A 17,803-nucleotide genomic window follows, 5' to 3' on the forward strand; every position below is an offset into this window, starting at 1 on the left:
TCGGCGAGTCAGCGGGAGTCGCGGATGGTGAAGGCGGGCTCGGCATTGGGCGGCTTCATGTTCTCCCACGGGCCGACCGGTAGGCTCGGGTCAGACGGCGGCGAAACACTGTCGGAAGCCAGAACGGACATCAGAGTTCCCCTCGTCGAGCCCGCCACCCGACGCCCGGATCAGGACAGAGCCCGAGGAGAGAAGAGCAGGCCATGGCGAGCAACGAGCAGCATCCCGAACGCACCTACGCGGTCAACCCGACCCCGGGCAGGCCCTTCTCCCCATACGCCTGGGTCTGCACGACCTGGGTGCGCACTGGCCAGGGCTCAATGGAGCAGTGTGGCGAGACCGGTCCGGCCGGCAGTCGCGAGCAAGCCGACACCCTCGGCTGGTCACACGCCAAGCGCCACATCCACTAGCTAGGCGACGGCGCAGGACGATCGCTGACCGCTCGGTCTGTCCCTCCTCCGGGCGACCAAGAGCGGCGAACCCATCGGCGACCGCCTCCGTCTGCCCCGGCCTTGGGACTGGTGAAGCCGCATGTTCATGTGTCGCATATTCATGAAGCGATGCGGCATCGGCATTACCCGCTGATCGCGTGGACGACCTGTTCCCCGAGATGGAGCAACTCCGCGCTGGCCACACTTGAGCCAGCTTGCATGAGCGCGCTCTTGATCCTCTGCCAAGCGGTGGCACGCTGCTCGGGGTCCTGCCCGGGGTCATCAAGTGTCGCCACTGCCTCGGTGTACTCCTGGCGCTGCGCTTCAGCGACACGCGGCTCCAGCGATCGCAACTGCGTGACCAGTGCGACCAACTCGGGGCCTGACACCCCGTTGTTCTGGGTGATGTGCATGCCCTGCACGTTCGTGCCGCCGTAATTGTTCTGGTTGAACACCGGTGCGACCGGAGGTGGAGTCAAGAATTCCGACACGCTTTTCCTACTCTCTGCGCAGTCGGTGCCCTGCGCGGTCAGTCTCGGGTCGAACGGCGTGCCGACTCCCCAGTCCATGAAGTCGACCAGGCCCTTGCTTCCGAGGTAGCTGGCTGCCTCGCCTATCTCTCCGGGGCGAAGGCGCTCGCCGAGGTAGATGCTGCCCGGCGTCTTGACGAATTCGATGGACTGCATGGGTCTTGCTCTGTATAGCCAGCGGACGAAGGCCGTGCGGGTGTAGTCCCGCCTGGGAATCAGCACCCGTCGGCGGCTCCGGGCATTGTCGACTGAACCGTTCCGGGTTCGGTAGAGACTCTAGATTGTGGCTGTGACCTGCTGTTTTTGCGTGTTCTGGTAGTGGGTGGTTTCGTATTCGGCGGGTGGGACGTGGCCGATCTCACCGTGGAGTCGACGGTGGTTGTACCAATCGACGTACTCAGCGGTGGCCAACTCGACGTTGCTCAGGGCTTTCCAGGGCCGCTGCGGCTTGATGAGCTCGGTTTTGTAGAGCCCGATGGTCGATTCCATCAGGGCGTTGTCGAGGGCGTCCCCGACGGTGCCGATGGACGCGGCGATCTGTTCGGCGGCCAGGTGGGTGGCGAGCCGGAAGCTGGTGTACTGCGATCCGGCATCGGAGTGGTGGATCAACTCCCTTGCGGTGACGGGGTTTCCGGCCCGGTCACGCTGCCACAGCCCCATTTCCAGTGCGGACAGCACCAGCGGGGTCTGCTTGTTCGTCGCTGCGGACCAGCCGACGATCCGGCGGGAGAAGGTGTCGACGACGAAGGCGACGTAGACAGTGCCGGACCAGGTGGCCACGTAGGTGAAGTCCGCGACCCATACCCGGTTCGGAGCACTGGCCACGAACTGCCTGCTGAGCCGGTCCGGAGCCCGCTCGGCCTCCCTGTCCGCCACTTGGGTGGTGACGACCTTCTTGCCGCGCACCGCCCCGACCAGGCCCTCGGCCTTCATCAGCCGCTCGACGGTGCACCGGGCCACCTGATGGCCCTGGCGCTTGAGCTCGGCCCAGATCTTGCGGGCTCCGTAGACGCTGTAGTTGTCCTGGTAGATGCTGACGATCAGCGGCGCCAGTTCCGCGTCTCGCAGGGCACGGGCCGACGTGGGACGTTTCTTGTACGCGTAATAGGTGGACGGGTGGATGCTGCAGTCGTGCTCGGTGAGCGTCCTGCAGATCGGCTCGACTCCGCCGAAGCGGTCCCGGTGCTCGTCGATGAACGCTACGAGCGTGTGTGTGGCCGGTCGAGCTCGGCCGCGAAGAAACTCGCCGCAGCCTTCAAGATCTCGTTCGCCCGCTTCAGCTCGGCGACCTCTTTCCTGAGGGACTTGAGCTGGGCGGATTCCCCGGTCGTGGTCCCGGTCCGGGCACCGGCGTCGACCTCGGCCTGACGCACCCAGTTCCGCAGGGACTCCGGCCCGATGTCGAGCTTCGCTCCGATCGACCGGATCGCCGCGGACTCCGTCTTGTACTGATCACGCGTCTCCAGGACCAGACGCACGGCCCGCTCCTTGAGCTCCTTCGGGTATTGCTTCGCCATAACGGACTCGATCCTTCCAAAAGATCGAGCCTCGATCAAACCCGGAACGGTTCAGGCGAGGTAGTAGGCGATCTCGTCGGGCTTGCTGATGCTGCGGCGGGCCAGCATCCACCGCTGCCGGGTCGGCTCGCCGCCGTCGGACTCGGCCACGGCGGGCAGACGGGCGGCGGCCCAGTCGTAGAACCGTTCGCCCTTGGCTCCTGGCCCCGCCGACAGACGCTGCCATGCCTCGGGCGGGGCCTGGGTGATGAGATGGTCGATGCGCGGGCCGTTCACCTGCTGCGACTTGGGGACGGCAACGACGTAGGAGAGCTTGGTGTCTTCCAGGAAACGCCGGAAGCACGAGTCCTGTCCGTAGGCGGAATCCGCAGTGACCCAGGCGACAGGGAGCGGAGAGGCCAGGGCGCGCAGGATCATGTCGCGGGCCAGCTCGCCCTTGGTGGCGAAGGTGCGCTCGTCGGGGATGCGGGCCGCTCGGCAGCGGTCCCGGTCGCCTGTCCAGGACTTGGGCAGGTAGAGCTCGCGATCGATCAGGGCATGGCCGCGGGTGGTGGCGTAGGCGGCGAAGACACCGATCTGGCAATTTTCTGTCCGTCCGGCCGTGCCGGAGTATTGGCGTTGCACCCCTGCGGAGGTGGTGCCCTTCTTCACGAAGCCGGTGTCGTCGAGGATCAACACCCCGTCTACACAGCCGAGTTGTTCGGCCACGTAGGCCTGCAGGTCGTCGCGCAGGCCGTCGGCGTCCCAGCGGCTGTGGGAGAGCAGGTGCTGCAGGCCGTGCGGGGTGGCGTGGCCGGCGTATTCGGCGAGCTGCCAGCTGTTCTTTCGGCCTACCGGGCCGAGCAGTCCGCGGACGTAGTCCCGCATCCGCCGCCGGGCTTCTACACGGCAAAAGCGGGCTCCGGTCTGCAGGAAGAGTTCTTCGAGTTCCAGGTCCCAGGTGTTCGTCGGTACATCGTGGATCACGACAACGGACTGCTCGTCGCACTGTCACTGCATGCGGCGCGGGCACTCGTTGGTGGGACGGTCGGCCCAAGACCGTCCCACCCATGCCAAACCCTCGCTACACTCCCCACCGCCAGGCCGTTGACCAGGAGAAATACAGAAGTCCGGCTGGAGTACTAGTGGTGGTTGACCTACGGCATGGCATCTCAGGTGCCCTTGGTCTGGCCAGCTCGACCTCTATCCCAATGAGCACTGCCGGCGAGTTCACGTCCCGGTTGTCGAGTCGGCGATGTACATATCCGTCAGCTTGCGGAAGGCGAAGAGGTTGCCGAGCTTGAAGATCGGCGCCATCTCCGCGATGAACTCCACGATGCCGTTCACGCTGCACTCGTGGCCAGGAAACCGTTCACGCTCAACACCGAGCCGCACGTCGCCGAGATCGGGGACCTCAAGCTCAAGTTCGTCGCCGAGGTGGCCGCGAAGCCCCCGAATCCCTCCGGCCACCCCACGCGAGGGCAGCGTTTCGTGCTCGCCCTGGCGGCACGGCCATTGCCGGACTGCGGGTGCACGGCATGCGCCACCGGAACCCGGCGCCCGTGCCAGGCCGGCTGAGCACCGCGACACACCCGAAGACAATGTGGCCTCGCAGCCGCGCGAGGTCGTTGGCGGCGGTGTGACTTACCAGCCGCACGGGTGAGCCGACGGCAGAGTGCCAGACGGACGGGATGTACGCCCGCTACGAAGATCACAAACCGTCCGTGATCTTCGAGAGGAAACCCGTCGTGCGTTTCACCCCCGCCGCCCGGGCTCCGACCTCAGCAGGCGGGCTGCCGACACGTTCGCCCCGGCTGAGCTCGGGACCATCTTCCCGGCCTACAGGTCGGTACCGGCATTGCCATCGTCGCTCGAAGAGTCTCGCTGCTTGGTCCCACCCTGAGCGGAAGCGTCCTTCTCCTGCTTGTCCAAGAGCTGCAGGAGCGCAGCGTCTGCCTTTTGCTGATCCTCCTTCGTCAGTTCAAGAGGTGCGTTGTTGTAGACGGCGTACCGGTCGGGATCAATGATGTTGGTGGTTCTCAACGTGAACGTCAGAAGCGGGCGCCACCCCTTGCGGTGGCCAACCCTCACTTGAATTTGGACCTTGTAGTCACGAGCCTCCGGAAGGAGCCCAGGAAACGGCGCCTCGAACTCGGTGAAAAGTTGTTGAGCTTCTCTGCCGGCCACAACGAATCCGGCCGGCAACTTCAGTTCCTCGTCCGGCCCGGGTTGGAGACGAGACGGCGAAGACATCCACAAGAGTGGTAGATGAGAGGCGGGCTCATCAGGGAAGGTGAGCCTGAGATCCTGCACAACTATCGGCTTGGCGCCGGTGTTGTGAAGGACGAGCGGAAGCCGCAGGCGAACCAGAGAGTAGTTGAAAATCGCTGCAAAGGAGTGAGGCTCCCAAGCCTTCAGGCGCCCTTGTCTGGCATTGAGCCACCAAAAAGAGGCAACGGTGAAGAGCAATGCGCAGACCGACACAACGGCGGCGCCGGAAAGCGACGATGACGCATTCTGACCAGCAGCGGCCATCACCGGAAACACAAATTCAGTCTGCCAGCCTCAGGGTGAACACGCTAACGCCGCCCACCAGGGGAACGGCAGCTCCGTCATGCCGCCGGTCGGCGCGAGTGGAGTGCTGTTCGGTCACTGCGCGTGGCCCTTTCTCGTCGGGGACGTGGCACGGTGAGGTACCGGTGCGTATGGCGTGGCGGCTCTTGTCACGGAGGGTGTCGTCCAGGGTGGCGCCGTCGGCGAGGACCACGAAGAGGGGCATCCAGTAGCCGCCGTCAGGCTCTTCCACGCCGATGACGAGGGCCTCGGTGATCTCCGGTGGGCGTTCGACGACACCTTGAATGTCGGCGCTGCCCAGGCGGACGCCGTTGCGGTTCAGGGTGGAGTCGGAACGGCCGTGGACGATCAATGAGCCGTGGGAGGTGAGGGTGATCCAGTCGCCGTGCCGCCAGACGCCGGGACAGGTGCTGAAGCAGGCGTCGCGGTAGCGCATGCTGTCGGGGTCGTTCCAGAAGTACAGCAGCATCGACGGCATGGGCCGGGTGACGACCTGGTCGACGACCGGGAGGCCTCGGCGTCATAGGCGGCCGGCGCGAACGCCCAGGTCAGGTCGCGGGCAGGGCGGGCAGGGGCCGCGTGGCGATCTCCTGTGCTTCGGTGCGCGCCAGGCCGAACATGCACAGTAGGCGGGCGGCCAGCTGATCGGTGACGCGCTCGGCATCGAGGTCGGGGCGGGTCTCCAGGAGGTGCAGTACTCCGAGCAGGGCGCCACCGGCCATGGCCACGGCGGTGTGCGGGTCGTCGATGTCCAGCCGTCCGTTGTCGGCGGCGGCCTGCAGGTCCCGCATCGCCTGCGGGGCCAAGCCGCTCTCGGAGGTCAGGTACGGCATGCCGGTGCGCACGAGGATCCTGGCCATCTGCGGGTGGGTGCGCTGCAGTCGGCCAGTCAGGCGGACGCTGGCGGAGAAGACCTCGGCCGGGTCCTTCAGGTCTCCTACGACGGAGTCCAGAAGAGCGCCATGTTCCTCCAAGGAGAGAGCGACGGCGGCGTCGAACAGCTCGTCCTTGCTGGTGAAGTGGTTGTAGAAGGAGCCGAAGCCGACGTCCGCCGCCTCGGTGATCTCCTGGATGCTCACGTCGGCCCGCCCCTGCTCGGCGAGAAGCCTCTGCGCGGCGGCGACCAGCGCGGCCCGGGTGCGTGCCTTGCGCCGATCCAGGCGGTTGGGCCCACGGCTGTTGGCCATGCCCTGTCCGTCGGTAGTCATCCCCACACTTTACCCATTGGATCAACGATGACTGCTTCATCAGTGATTGAAATAACCCTTGACGAGATAACCATCTGGACTGATGCTTCCATCACTAGTGACCGGAGGCTGCTTGCGAGAGCAGTTCGGTCGACGATGTCCAGAACTCGGGAGAGCCGATGAGTATCCAGGTCGTCCGCACCGCAGACGGGTGGTGGGTGGAGAGCGGCACAGGGAGGCTGCACCGCATCGCCACTGATGCGGACACCACCGCCGGCCTGCTCGCCGACCGCTCCGCCGTACAGGAGGCGGCCGCCCGCGCCGCGGCCGACCCCGACGCCGGGCTTTCCGCTGGAGAAGGGGAGCTGCTGTCGCCCGTCACCACCCCCTGCCGGGTGGTGGCGCAGATGGTCAACTACCGCTCCCACGCAGTGGACTCCGGGTTCGACCCGGACACCGTCCCGCCCGCGTTCTTCCGCAAGGCCTCCGGGTCCGTCAGCGGCCCCTACCAGGACATCGTGCGTCCACAGCACGTGCGGTTCCTGGACTACGAGGTCGAAATCGGCCTCGTAATGGGCGCGGACCTGCCCGTCGGCACCGAGGTCACCGACTCCACCCTGCAGAAATATGTCGCCGCACTGGTCGTTGCCGACGACGTCAGCGCCCGCGACCTGCAGCTGCCCAAGACCCAGTTCTACGAGTCCAAGTCCTACCCCACCTTCACCCCGCTCGGCCCCCGCCTGCTCCTGGTCGACGCCGACGACCTCGCCCGCCTGGCCGACCTGCGGCTCACGTTGAAGGTCAACGGGGCCACCCGGCAGGACCACACCGCCACGGACATGATCGTCCGGCCCGCGCGCGCCCTCAGCCTGCTGGCCCGCTTCCAGACCCTGAAGGCCGGTGACGTCCTGCTCACCGGAACCCCCGGCGGCACCGCCCTCAAGTCCCCGGGCAAGCTCCTTGCCACGCTTGCCGCCCTGCTGCCCCCGCACAAGCGCTGGCAGAAGTTCTTCGCCCGCCAGCAGCAGAACCCCGACTACCTCAAGGACGGCGACGTCGTCACGGCCTGCATCGCAACCGACGACGGCGTCCTCGACCTCGGCGAGCAGCGCACAGTGGTGCGCGCCCACTGAGACTCCCGGGACCCCCGCCCGGGACCGGCCGGCCCGGCTCCCCGTGCCGGGCCAGCCACTCACCCCATCCCTCACCCTGCAAAGGCGCACCGGTGACACTCACACCCACCGACCTGCTGTGGCCCCCCTACGACAGCCCCGCGGCCCTGCCCGCCATCGAGGCCGTCCCGCTGCGCGAGCGCGGCCTGCCCGCCACCGCCTACGCCACCCTGCTGCGCGCCGCCCGCCTGTGCCCGACCGCCCGGCCCTGACGGTGCTGCCCGATGCCGCGCGCTTCCTGAGCCCCGCCACCGCGACCTTCGCGCAGCTGCGCGACCAGGTGCATCGCACCGCCAACTTGCTGCGCTCTCTCGGCGTCACCCGCCGCGCCGCCGTGGGCCTGCTCGCGCCGAACACCGCCGAGCTGCCCGCCGCCCTGCTGGCCGCGCAGGCCGCGGGCATCGCCGCCCCGGTGAATCCGGGCCTGGCAGCCGAGCACGTCGAGCAGCTGCTGCGGCGCGGCGGTGCGAGGGTGCTCATCGCTGCCGGGCCGCAGCTGGACCCGCAGGTGTGGGCCACGGCCCGGGAGGTCGCCTCCGCTCTGCGCCTGGACGCGCTGTTGGCCCTGGCCCCCACCGCGGCCGACGGCCCCGCCCCGGTCCTGGAACCGGTCGAGGGCGTACGCGTGGGGTACCTCGCGGAGCTGGCCGCGTCCCATCCCGCCGACCGGCTGGTGGACATCGAGCCCCCGGCCGCCGGTGACCTGGCTGCCTACTTCCACACCGGCGGCACCACCGGCACCCCAAAGCTCGCCGCGCACACGAACGCCAACGAGGTCGTCGATGCCTGGATGGTGGCCGCGAGCATCCCACTGGACACGGACTCGGTGATGTTCGCCGCGCTGCCGTTGTTCCACGTCAACGCCCTGATCGTCACCCTGCTCGGCCCGCTGCTGCGCGGCCAGCGGGTGGTGTGGGCCGGACCGCTGGGCTACCGCGAGCCCGAACTGTTCGGGGTGTTCTGGAAGCTGGTGGAGCACTACCGCATCGCCGCCATGTCCGGCGTACCCACCGTGTACTCCGCCCTCGCCCGCGTCCCCGTCGACGCGGACATCTCCAGCATGCGGTTCGCCGCCGTCGGCGCCTCCCCGCTGCCGCCCGCCGTACGGCAGTCCTTCGAGGAGCACACCGGCATCCCGCTGTGCGAGGGCTACGGGCTGACCGAGGCGACCTGCGCCTCCGCCCTCGGCCTGCCCGGTCACACCCGGCCCGGCACCATCGGTCGGCGCCTGCCCTACCAGCAGGTCAAGACCGTGCGGATCGACCCGGACACCGGCGAGTGGCACGACCTGCCGCCGGGCGCCACCGGGGTGCTCGCCATCAGCGGCCCCGTGGTCTTCGCCGGCTACGTCACCGAGCACACCGCCCACGGGCCACGCCTGGAGACCGCCGGGAAGATCCGCGACGGCTGGCTGGAGACGGGCGACCTGGCCCGCATCGACGCCGACGGCTTCATCTGTCTCACCGGCCGCGCCAAGGACCTGATCATCCGCGGGGGCCACAACATCGACCCCGCCGGGATCGAGGACGCCCTCCTCTCCCACCCCGAGGTCACCGCCGCCGCGGCGGTCGGCCGCCCCGACCCGCACGCCGGCGAGGTGCCCGTCGCCTACGTCACCCTCACTCCCGGCGCCCGCATGGACCCTGCCGAGTTGCTCGCCTGGGCCGCCGAACGGGTCCCCGAGCGTGCCGCCGCCCCGCGGGAGGTGCTCGTGATCGACGCCGTCCCGCTGACCGCGGTCGGCAAGCCCTACAAGCTCGGCCTGCGCCTGGATGCCGCCCGCCGCGCGGTCCACGCCGAACTGGCCGCCCAAGGCGCGGACTGCGACCCGGAACGGATCGTGTGCCGACCGCACGACGGCGGTGTCCGCGTCGTGCTGCCCGCCCCTGCCGACGAGGCGGTACGGCGCCGGGTCACCGCAGCCCTCGACCGGTACGTCCTCAACTGGCAGTACTCGCCTCAGCCCGCCACCTGACCTGGGCCGCGGCGACCCGCTTCCGGATTGCAGCGAGCCATCCCGTCCCCACAGAGAGAACCTCCATGAGTACCACCACCATCGTCCTGGCCGTCGTCCTCGCCGGGATCTTCCTCCTGTTGGGGGCGGCCAAGCTCGCGGCAGTCCCGCGATGCGCCAGGCCGCAGCCCACGTCGGCATGACCACCACCCATTACCGTCTGCTGGGCGCTCTGGAGGTGGCGGCAGCGTCCGGGCTGGTGGCCGGCCTGCGGATCACCGCGCTCGGTGCCGCCGCCTCAGCGGGCCTGATCCTGCTCATGGCCGGAGCCGTGGTCGTACACCTGCGCAGCGGCGACCCGGCCGCCCGCTGCCTGCCGGCCGCCGTCGTGGGCGCCCTGGCCGCAGCCCATCTCGTCCTTCTGGTCGGCGGCTAGCCGACCGCACACCCCGTGGCCGACGCCGACCTGTCGCCGTGACCGCGCAGCCGCCGCCTGGGACCCAAGGAGCATCACCATGAGCCGCATCGACGTCCGCCAGCACCTGCCGCCTCGCGCCTCCACGCGGTGGCCGAAGTAGCACAGCGTCCATGCTCCCGGCCGCCGCGAAGAAGGGCGGTTTCCTCACGTACGCCGCCCACCGCATCATCACCGCCCTGGGCGCCGAGACCAGCCGGCCGAGGTTCGAGGCGACTAGGCGACTAGGCGATCCTCGAGGACCTGCGCGGCGTCCGGTTCGACACCGCTCCGTCCGGCAGCCGCTGCGCGCTGCCCAGCCTGCCGGCCTTCGCCCACCCCGACCGGGTGCTCTTCGGAACCGACCGAACCGACCGGCCCTTCGCACCCGAACTCCCCGTCGCTCACTTCACCGGCGAGTACGACCGCCACCTGGCCTCGACCCCGCCGGCCACCACGCCATCGACCGGGACAACGCCCGCGCGCTGTTCGCCCGCCCGGCCTGAGCCGTCCCCTGCCCCCCCCGGCCCCGAGCCGCGACACCCCACGGAGTACCCATGTACGACATCGAAATCCCTGTCCTCATCGTCGGCGGCGGCGGTGCGGGGCTGACCGCCTCGATGCTGCTCAGTCGCGTTGGCGTCGAGTCCCTGCTGGTCACCGCCTGGCCGCAGACCTCGATCCTGCCCAAGGCCCACGTCCTGAACCAGCGCGCGATGGAGGTCATGCGCGACGCCGGCGTGGCCGACACCATCTACGCCGCCTCCACCCCGGCCGAGCAGATGTCCCACAGCGCCTGGTACGTCGGCCTGACCGGCGAGGGCGAGGACTACGGCCGCCGCGTCGCCAAGATGGAGGCATGGGGGGCTGGCGGCGACTCCCCCGAGTGGCTCGCGGCCAGCCCCGAGCGGCAGGCCAACCTGCCCCAGATCCGCCTGGAGCCGGTCCTGCGCGCCGGCGCCGAGGAACTCGCGCCCGGCCGGGTCCTGTTCCACCATGAGGTGACCGAACTCGCCCAGGACGACGAGGGCGTCACCGCCACCGTCACCGACCTCGACACCGGCGAAACCTACCGGGTGCAGGCCCGTTACCTGCTGGGCTGCGACGGCGGCCGCACCGTCGGACCCGCCGTGGGCATCGTCCAGGAGGGCGTGCGCAACCTCGCCCGCGTGGTCTCCTTCCACATCTCCGCCGACCTGTCCCAGGTGGCGACCGACCCCGACGTGCTGATCCGCTGGCTGTGGCTGCCCGACCTCGGCATCCCCGGCGTCCTCGTGCCCATGGGCCCCGACCACTGGGGCCCCGAGTCCGAGGAGTGGGTCTTCCACATCAACTACGGGTCCGAGGACGGCCGCGCGCTGGACGACGAATCCGTACTGTCCGACCTGCGCACGGCGCTGGGGCTGACCGAGGACCAGCTGACGGTCCACATGATCTCCCGCTGGTCCCTGGAGGGAGTGGTCGCCGACCGCTACCGCGCCGGCCGCATCCTGATCGCCGGCGATGCCGCCCACCGCCACCCGCCCACCGGCGGCCTCGGCCTGACCTCCGCCATGCACGACGTCCAGAACCTCACCTGGAAGATCGCCGCCGTCCTGAACGGCCATGCCGGCGACGCCCTGCTGGACACCTACGAGCCCGAGCGGCTCCCGTCGGACGCCACCAACGTCCAGCGCTCGCTGGAAAACGCCATGAACCACATCGCCATCAACGCCCTCTTCGGCGGAGGGCCCCAGGCCGACAAGGAGGAGAACTGGCGGCAGGCCCGCCGCCTGTGGAGCGAGGACCCCGCCGACACCGACTTCCGCCGCACCTTCCTGGCCACCGTGGCCGCCCAGTCCGCGGAGTTCAACGAACTGGCCGTCGAGTTCGGCTACACCTACGACTCCGCCGCCGTCGTCCCCGACGGCACTCCCGCACCCGAGAACCCCGACCCCATCCGCATCTACAAGCCCGCCGCCCGCCCCGGACACCCGCTGCCCCACGCCTGGCTGGAGGACCTCGACGGAAACCGCGTGGCCCTGACCCGCCTGGTCCGCCCCGGCCGCTTCCTGCTGATCGCCGGAGAGGACGGCCAGGCCTGGTGCGAAGCCGCCGAAAAGGTCGCCGCCCAGAGCGGGCTGCCGCTGGACGCGATCCGCGTCGGCCACCTCGACGGCGACTACCGCGACCTGCGCTCCACCTGGACCGCCGCACGCGGGCACACCCCGCAAGGCGCCGTCCTGGTGCGTCCGGACCGCTTCATCGGCTGGCGCGTCCAGGGTCCGGCCTCCGACCCGGTCGCCGAACTCACCACCGCGCTGGACGCCCTGCTCGCCCGGTAGGAACCCGCCATCTGCCGCTACGCCCGGCCCGCCGACCCGTGCCACAGTCGGCGGGCCGGGCTCCCCCACCCCCACCCCACTCGCCTCCAGGGCACCGCGGCCACCCGCCCCACCACCGCCACCTGTTGCGGAAGCCACCGGAAGGGAATCCGCCATGAACGACCCCACACCCACCCCCGTCCCCACGTCCGACGCCCACCAGGGCCTGCACAGCGAACAGGGCGCCCTGCGCGGGGAACACCCCGGCCGCGCGACTCAGCCCGTCATCAAGGTGGTCGATCTGGCCTGGCTGGAGTTCACCAAGCCCGACCTGGACCGCGCCGAGACCTTCGCCCACGACTTCGGCCTGACCACCGCCGCCCGTACCGACGACACCCTCTATCTCCGCGGCGCCATGGCCGGCACCCACTGTCTGGTGATCCGCCGCGGCCCCGCCTCCCGGTTCATCGGCCCCGCCTTCCAGGCCGCCGACGCCGCCGACCTCGACCGCCTGGCCCGCGCCACCGGCCACAAGGTCCGGACCCTCACCGAGTACGGCGGCCGCGCGGTGGACCTGCTCGACCCGTCCGGCATCCCGGTCCGCGTCGTCCACGGCGTCACCGAGGAGCCCGCACAGCCGCTGCAACAGCCCCTGGTCCTCAACACCGGCACCACTACCGCAGCCGCCCGGGTCAACGCCACCCAGCGCCCACCCCGCGCACCTTCCCAGGTGCAGCGCCTGGGCCACGTCGTGTTGTCCACCCGGGTCTTCCGGCGCGCCCTGGACTGGTACCTGCAGCACCTCGGTCTGATCGTCAGCGACTTCCTCTACCTGGATGGGCAGCGCGACCGCGGCCCCACCATGGCCTTCATCCGCTGCGACCGCGGCAGCGAGCCCGCCGACCACCACACCCTGGCCATGCACCTGGGCCCCGACACCGGCTACGTCCACTCCGCCTATCAGGTCGCCGACCTGGACACGCTGGCGGCCGGCGGCGAGTACCTGCGCGAGCGCGGCTACCGCCACTCCTGGGGCATCGGCAGGCACATCCAGGGCAGCCAGATCTTCGACTACTGGCGCGACCCGGACCGCTTCATGCTGGAGCACTACGCCGACGGCGACCTCTTCGACAACACGCTGGAACCCGGCTGGGACGCCATGTCCGCCTCCGGCCTGGCCCAGTGGGGCCCGCCGGCCACCCGGGACTTCCTCGGCACCGCCCCCTCGCCAGGCATGCTCCTCCAGGCGATCTCCGCGCTGCGCGAGGACAACGAAATCGACTGCGCCCGTCTGCTGGGCCTGATGAAAGCCCTGAGCAGGTGACCGCCACCGCCCCCGAGCACGTGCCCGTCGCGGTGATCGGTGCCGGGCCCACCGGGCTGATCTCCGCCACCCTCCTCGCCCGCCGCGGCGTGCCCGCCCTGGTCCTGGAGCGCCACCGCGCCCCGTATCCGCTGCCGCGCGCCGTCCACCTGGACGACGAGGTGCACCGCATCCTCCAGGCCGTGGGCATCCATGAGACGTTCAGCGAAATCAGCCGCCCCGCCCGCGGTATGCGGCTGCTGGACGGCTCCCATCGGGTGCTGGCCGAGTTCCTGCGCGACAACCCGTGCGGCCGGCACGGCTTTCCCCAGGCCAACATGTTCGACCAGCCCGAACTTGAGCAGCTACTTCGGGACAACCTCGCAAACCACCCCCTGGTGACGCTGCGCGGAGGCATCGAGGTCACCGCCGTGACTCCGCCCCCGCACAGCGGCGCTCCGGTGGAGGTGTCCTTCCGGGACGAGGACACCGGTGTCTCCCACACGCTCCTGGCCGACTCGGTCCTGGGATGCGACGGCGCCAACAGCCTGGTCCGCGCCTCCATCGGCTCCCGGATGCAGGACCTCGCCACCGCCCAGCAGTGGCTGGTCGTCGACATCCGCTGCCGCCGGCCGCTGCCCGCCTGGGACGGCGTCCACCAGGTATGCGACCCACAGCGTGCGGCCACCTACATGCGCGTCAGCGAGGACCGCTACCGCTGGGAGTTCCGCCTGCGCGCGGGCGAGCAGCCGGAGGAGCTCGCCGACCGCAAGCGTCTGCTCGCGCTGATCGCCCCCTGGACGCCGGGCATCTCCGAGGACGAACTGCACGTCCTGCGCACCGCCTCGTACACCTTCCGAGCTCAGGTCGCCGACCTCTGGCGCAAGGGCCGCGTCTTCCTGCTCGGCGACGCCGCCCACCTCACACCGCCCTTCATCGGGCAAGGGATGGGCGCGGGTATGCGCGACGCCCAGAACCTCGCCTGGAAGCTCGCCCGCGTCCTCACCGGCCGCGCGAACGAGGCCCTGCTGAACAGCTACCAAGCCGAACGCCACCGCCACGCACGCCAGCTGATCCGCACCGCCGTGGGCGTCGGCGCTCTCATGACCGGGGGCGGAACGGGCACCGCACTGGCCCGCAATGCCTTCCTGCCCGCCATCGCCCGCCTGCCGGGCGCCTCCGGTCGCGTGCTGTCCGTTGTCAGCCCACCGCTGAGGCCGGGCCCTCTGGTCAGCTCCCGCCGCCGCCTCGGCCACCCGCGCCCCGGGACCCTGTGCCCCCAGCCCCTGGTCCCCGGCACCGACGGCACCCCACGCCCGCTGGACGACCTGCTCGGCGAAGACTTCGCGCTCCTGGCCACCGCGCCGCTCAGCCCGGCCCTGTACGCGCTGGTACGAGCGCTGGACGCCCGCGTCATCCAGTTGCAAAACACCCGGCGACCGGAGCCCGGCACAGGCAGCCCCGACCTTGGTGTCGATCCGGGCACAAGCGCACTGGTCCACTGGATGGGCACCGCGGGTGCCGTTCTGCTCCGTCCCGACCGGGTCGTCCTCGCCACCGCGGCCCGGCCTCGCCCCGGCAGGACGTGCGGAGACGACCTCGCGGCCGCCGTAACAGCCTGGGCACCCATGCTTTGCAGCCGCGGCCGGGCAGCCGGGGGCGCCACAACCGTGGCCACGGAACCACCGTGACGGCGGCTGAGTCCGCATCGCGGAGGAGCACCCGGACCACCCCCGGGAGCCCGGTCGCCTACGTCGCCGCCCAGATCGGCATCGAGCCCTCGCTACGCGGTGAAGTCCCGCCGCTCGCCCGGGCGTGTTCCGGAGGTCGACGGCAGGACTGTCTCACCCGGGGTGTGGCGTCGCCGAGGGGAGCGCCTGTTCCGCCCAGACCGTCTTGCCATCGGGCGTGTACCGCGTGCCCCAGTTCTGGGCCAGCTGGGCGACGATGAACAGGCCGCGTCCGCCTTCATCGATGGTCCGCGCATGGCGCAGGCGCGGTGTGGCGAGGCCGGTGTCGTGGACCTCGCAGGTGAGGGCGCGGTCCTTGATCAGGCGCAGGTTCAGCGGTGCGCTGCCGTAACGGACGGCGTTGGTGACCAGCTCGCTGACGATCAGTTCGGTCTCATAAGCCACCTCCTCGTCCACGCCCCAGTCGGTGAGCCGCCTGTGAGCGTGGGTGCGCGCTGTGGCTGCCGCTGTGGGGTCCTGGTCCAGAGGCCAGGTGGCGACGTGATCGGCGGGGAAGGTTCGGGTGCGGGCGAGCAGGAGGATGGCGTCGCCGGGGCCGGCGTTGCCCTGTAGGCGATAGAGAACCTCGTCGCACAGGTCCTGCAGCGGCCGGTCAGGTGCCTCAAGCGCCTGGAGGAGAGCGTTCGGTGTACGTGCGGAGGCGGACGCCGGAAGGATGGCAGGGGTACAGAGAGCGAGGACGTCGCCTTCGGAGAGGGTGACGCCGGTGGTGGCGAAGGGCGGCCCCGCAGCGCTGCCCAGCGTGGGTCCGCCGCTGGAGTCGAGCCGTTCGGTCGAGCCGTCGAGGTGAGCGATCACGGGCGGGGGCTGGCCGGCGCGGGCGATGGTGCAAGCGCGGGCCAAGGGGTCGTAGACCGCATACACGCAATGGGCGGTGAGCTCTTCGCGGCGCAAAGGGTCGCCGGGTGGGCGAGCGGCACGTTCCTGTGCGAGAAACAGTGCGGCGTCGTTGAGTCGTGCGAGCAGTTCGTCGGGCTCCAGGTCGAGCGCGGCCAGTGAGTGCAAGACCGTCCGTAGCTGCCCCATGGTCGTGGCGACGTGGAGGCCTTGCCCGGTGACATCACCGACTACGAGCGCGGTGCGGGCGCCGGGCAGATCGAAGGTGTCGTACCAGCCACCTCCGCCCTGGTCGCCAAGCGCCACGAGACAGGCGGTTTCGACTGCGGTCTGTGAGGAGGGGCGTGACGGCAGCAAGCGGCGCTGGAGGGTCAGGGCGATGGTGTGTTCGCGGGTGTAGCGCCGCGCGACGTCGATACTCAAAGCAGTATGAGAAGCCAGATCGAGGGTGAGCTGGACATCGTCCGCGGTGTACGGGTCGGCCTCGTTGGTGCGGTACAGACTCAGCAGTCCGAGGACTGTCCCGCGCAGCACCAGGGGCGCGGCGAGGAGTACCCGGGCACCGGATTCGCGGATCGCCTGCGCACGCGCGGGGTCGGCTGCGAACCACGGCGCATCGGCATCCAGAAGGACGAGGCGCGGCTCGAGATCGGTCAAGGCCTGCGCATAAGGCGTCGGATACGTCATGCTGCGCAGGTCTCCGACCGAATGCGCCTGTGCCTGGCGATCGCCACCGCCGCCGCGGGCAGCGACACAGCGGAGGGGCACATCCCGCCCCAGGGGAGCCAGCGGGGGTTCCTCCCCGCGCGCCACGGAGTCCACCATCTCCACCACCGCCAGATCGGCGAAACGTGGCACGAGGCAGTCCACCAGCTCCTGGCAGGTGGTCACCAGGTCCAGGCTGTGGCCGACCCGGTCGCGCACTGTCCGGAGGACACCGACGCGACGGCGAGCCTTCTCACGGGCAGTGACGTCGAGAATCACCGCCAGCACTCCCAGGACGTGCCCGTCCGGATCATCCAGCCGGAATGCCGAAACCGAGAACACGTATTCAGGCCCCGGGGCATGCCTGGGGCGCACGCGCACCAGGCGCTCGCGGGCGGGAGCGCCACTTTCCAGCACGGTGCGGAGCATGGCCTCATTCCCGGCCGGCTCCGACAGGTTGTACACGTCGGTGAGGTGACGGCCCACGAGCTGTTCGGGAGACTCGTCGCCCAGGATCGGTGGGGTGGCGGTGGCCCGCACAATGCGCAATTCCTGGTCCAGGACATGCAAGCCCATGGGCAATTGAGCAGAGAGCGCCCCCAGCATGGCCGCACCGACTGCCGACGGGACGGACGCGTCCGCCCGCCCCTGAAACACCGCCCAGTCCACCGAACCATCAGCGCGTAGCAGCGGCCGTACCCGTAGGTCCACGCTTGCGCTATTCCCCCGCAGCTGCGGGACCCCGCGGCGGGTAGAGGCTGCCCCCGTTCGGCCGACCACACGGTCGACCGGCTGCCCCACCACCTCGGCTGCGGTGCGCCCCAGCAGCTCCTCCGCCTCGCGGCTCCACTGCACCACTGTCCCGCCGCCATTGACAACCATCAGGGAGGCCTCGCGCGTCACAAGCCATCACCTCCACTCCCAGCCTCCTCCTAGCTGCCACCGCGTGCCTCCGATGCCGGAAGGGCGCGCGGGGCGGCCAGGGCAGCGGGGTCGTGCCGGTCTCGACATCGGCGGCGTACCGTCGTCCGGCGAGCAGCAGGCCCCGGTCATGCCACCAGCCCGCTGGTCGCACGAGGCCGACAAAGCCGGCCGCTCTCGATCAG

The 17,803-nt window shown here is 70.0% G+C and carries 14 protein-coding genes and 2 pseudogenes; 9 read left to right on the top strand and 7 right to left on the bottom strand.

Features of this window, described 5'->3' with window-relative positions; translation table 11 throughout:
• The first annotated feature begins 203 nt into the window (after positions 1 to 203).
• Complete coding sequence (locus RV986_RS11390) at positions 204 to 410, top strand: hypothetical protein (protein WP_475917275.1); 207 nt, start codon at positions 204 to 206, stop codon at positions 408 to 410.
• Between the two features lie 164 nt (positions 411 to 574).
• On the opposite strand, the gene RV986_RS11395 is transcribed toward RV986_RS11390, so the two are convergent.
• The 3 genes and pseudogenes from RV986_RS11395 to RV986_RS11405 form a co-directional block, all read right to left on the bottom strand.
• Complete coding sequence (locus tag RV986_RS11395) at positions 575 to 1,117, bottom strand: hypothetical protein (RefSeq protein ID WP_475917276.1); 543 nt, start codon at positions 1,115 to 1,117, stop codon at positions 575 to 577.
• A 120-nt stretch (positions 1,118 to 1,237) separates the two neighbouring features.
• A protein-coding gene (locus RV986_RS11400) for an IS3 family transposase (protein ID WP_475917277.1) occupies positions 1,238 to 2,478 on the bottom strand; the annotation gives its coding sequence in 2 pieces (ribosomal slippage) (positions 1,238 to 2,205 and positions 2,205 to 2,478; 1,242 coding nt in all).
• A 57-nt stretch (positions 2,479 to 2,535) separates the two neighbouring features.
• Positions 2,536 to 3,444 (bottom strand): annotated as a pseudogene (locus RV986_RS11405) (IS701 family transposase); the annotation flags it as partial.
• A gap of 369 nt (positions 3,445 to 3,813) precedes the next feature.
• Between RV986_RS11405 and RV986_RS11410 the strand changes: the two are divergent.
• Positions 3,814 to 4,035 (top strand): hypothetical protein, encoded by a 222-nt coding sequence (locus RV986_RS11410; protein ID WP_475917278.1) that lies wholly within the window; start codon positions 3,814 to 3,816, stop codon positions 4,033 to 4,035.
• 261 nt (positions 4,036 to 4,296) lie between these two features.
• Here RV986_RS11410 and RV986_RS11415 read toward each other — a convergent pair whose 3' ends face one another.
• From RV986_RS11415 to RV986_RS11425, 3 genes and pseudogenes are all read right to left on the bottom strand, one after another.
• A complete protein-coding gene (locus tag RV986_RS11415) occupies positions 4,297 to 5,004 on the bottom strand; it encodes a hypothetical protein (protein WP_475917279.1) in 708 nt (235 codons plus the stop codon).
• 121 nt (positions 5,005 to 5,125) lie between these two features.
• Positions 5,126 to 5,568: pseudogene (locus RV986_RS11420) on the bottom strand (acetoacetate--CoA ligase); the annotation flags it as partial.
• A gap of 11 nt (positions 5,569 to 5,579) precedes the next feature.
• A complete protein-coding gene (locus RV986_RS11425) occupies positions 5,580 to 6,239 on the bottom strand; it encodes a TetR/AcrR family transcriptional regulator (protein WP_475917280.1) in 660 nt (219 codons plus the stop codon).
• Positions 6,240 to 6,397: 158 nt separating this feature from the next.
• On the opposite strand from RV986_RS11425, the gene RV986_RS11430 reads away from it, so the two are divergent.
• From RV986_RS11430 to mhpA, 7 genes are all read left to right on the top strand, one after another.
• Positions 6,398 to 7,351, top strand: coding sequence for a fumarylacetoacetate hydrolase family protein (locus RV986_RS11430; RefSeq protein WP_475917281.1), 954 nt, complete (start codon positions 6,398 to 6,400; stop codon positions 7,349 to 7,351).
• Between the two features lie 92 nt (positions 7,352 to 7,443).
• A complete protein-coding gene (locus tag RV986_RS11435) occupies positions 7,444 to 7,602 on the top strand; it encodes a hypothetical protein (protein ID WP_475917282.1) in 159 nt (52 codons plus the stop codon).
• Positions 7,581 to 9,365, top strand: a complete 1,785-nt coding sequence (locus tag RV986_RS11440) for an acyl-CoA synthetase (protein WP_475917283.1) — start codon at positions 7,581 to 7,583, stop codon at positions 9,363 to 9,365. The genes RV986_RS11435 and RV986_RS11440 overlap by 22 nt, the downstream gene beginning before the upstream one ends.
• Before the next feature lie 178 nt (positions 9,366 to 9,543).
• Positions 9,544 to 9,780, top strand: a complete 237-nt coding sequence (locus tag RV986_RS11445) for a DoxX family protein (RefSeq protein WP_475917284.1) — start codon at positions 9,544 to 9,546, stop codon at positions 9,778 to 9,780.
• Positions 9,781 to 10,355: 575 nt separating this feature from the next.
• Positions 10,356 to 12,122, top strand: coding sequence for an FAD-dependent monooxygenase (locus RV986_RS11450; protein ID WP_475917285.1), 1,767 nt, complete (start codon positions 10,356 to 10,358; stop codon positions 12,120 to 12,122).
• Between the two features lie 154 nt (positions 12,123 to 12,276).
• Positions 12,277 to 13,425: a VOC family protein gene (locus RV986_RS11455; protein ID WP_475917286.1), complete on the top strand. Its 1,149-nt coding sequence runs from the start codon at positions 12,277 to 12,279 to the stop codon at positions 13,423 to 13,425.
• Positions 13,422 to 15,095 carry a bifunctional 3-(3-hydroxy-phenyl)propionate/3-hydroxycinnamic acid hydroxylase MhpA gene (gene mhpA, locus RV986_RS11460; RefSeq protein WP_475917287.1) on the top strand — a complete coding sequence of 558 codons (1,674 nt, stop codon included), beginning with the start codon at positions 13,422 to 13,424 and terminating at the stop codon, positions 15,093 to 15,095. Before RV986_RS11455 ends, mhpA begins: the two co-directional genes overlap by 4 nt.
• Before the next feature lie 153 nt (positions 15,096 to 15,248).
• On the opposite strand, the gene RV986_RS11465 is transcribed toward mhpA, so the two are convergent.
• Positions 15,249 to 17,600, bottom strand: a complete 2,352-nt coding sequence (locus tag RV986_RS11465) for a SpoIIE family protein phosphatase (protein ID WP_475917288.1) — start codon at positions 17,598 to 17,600, stop codon at positions 15,249 to 15,251.
• Between the last annotated feature and the right edge of the window lie 203 nt (positions 17,601 to 17,803).

It is taken from the genome of Streptomyces sp. RLA012, from assembly GCF_056270325.1.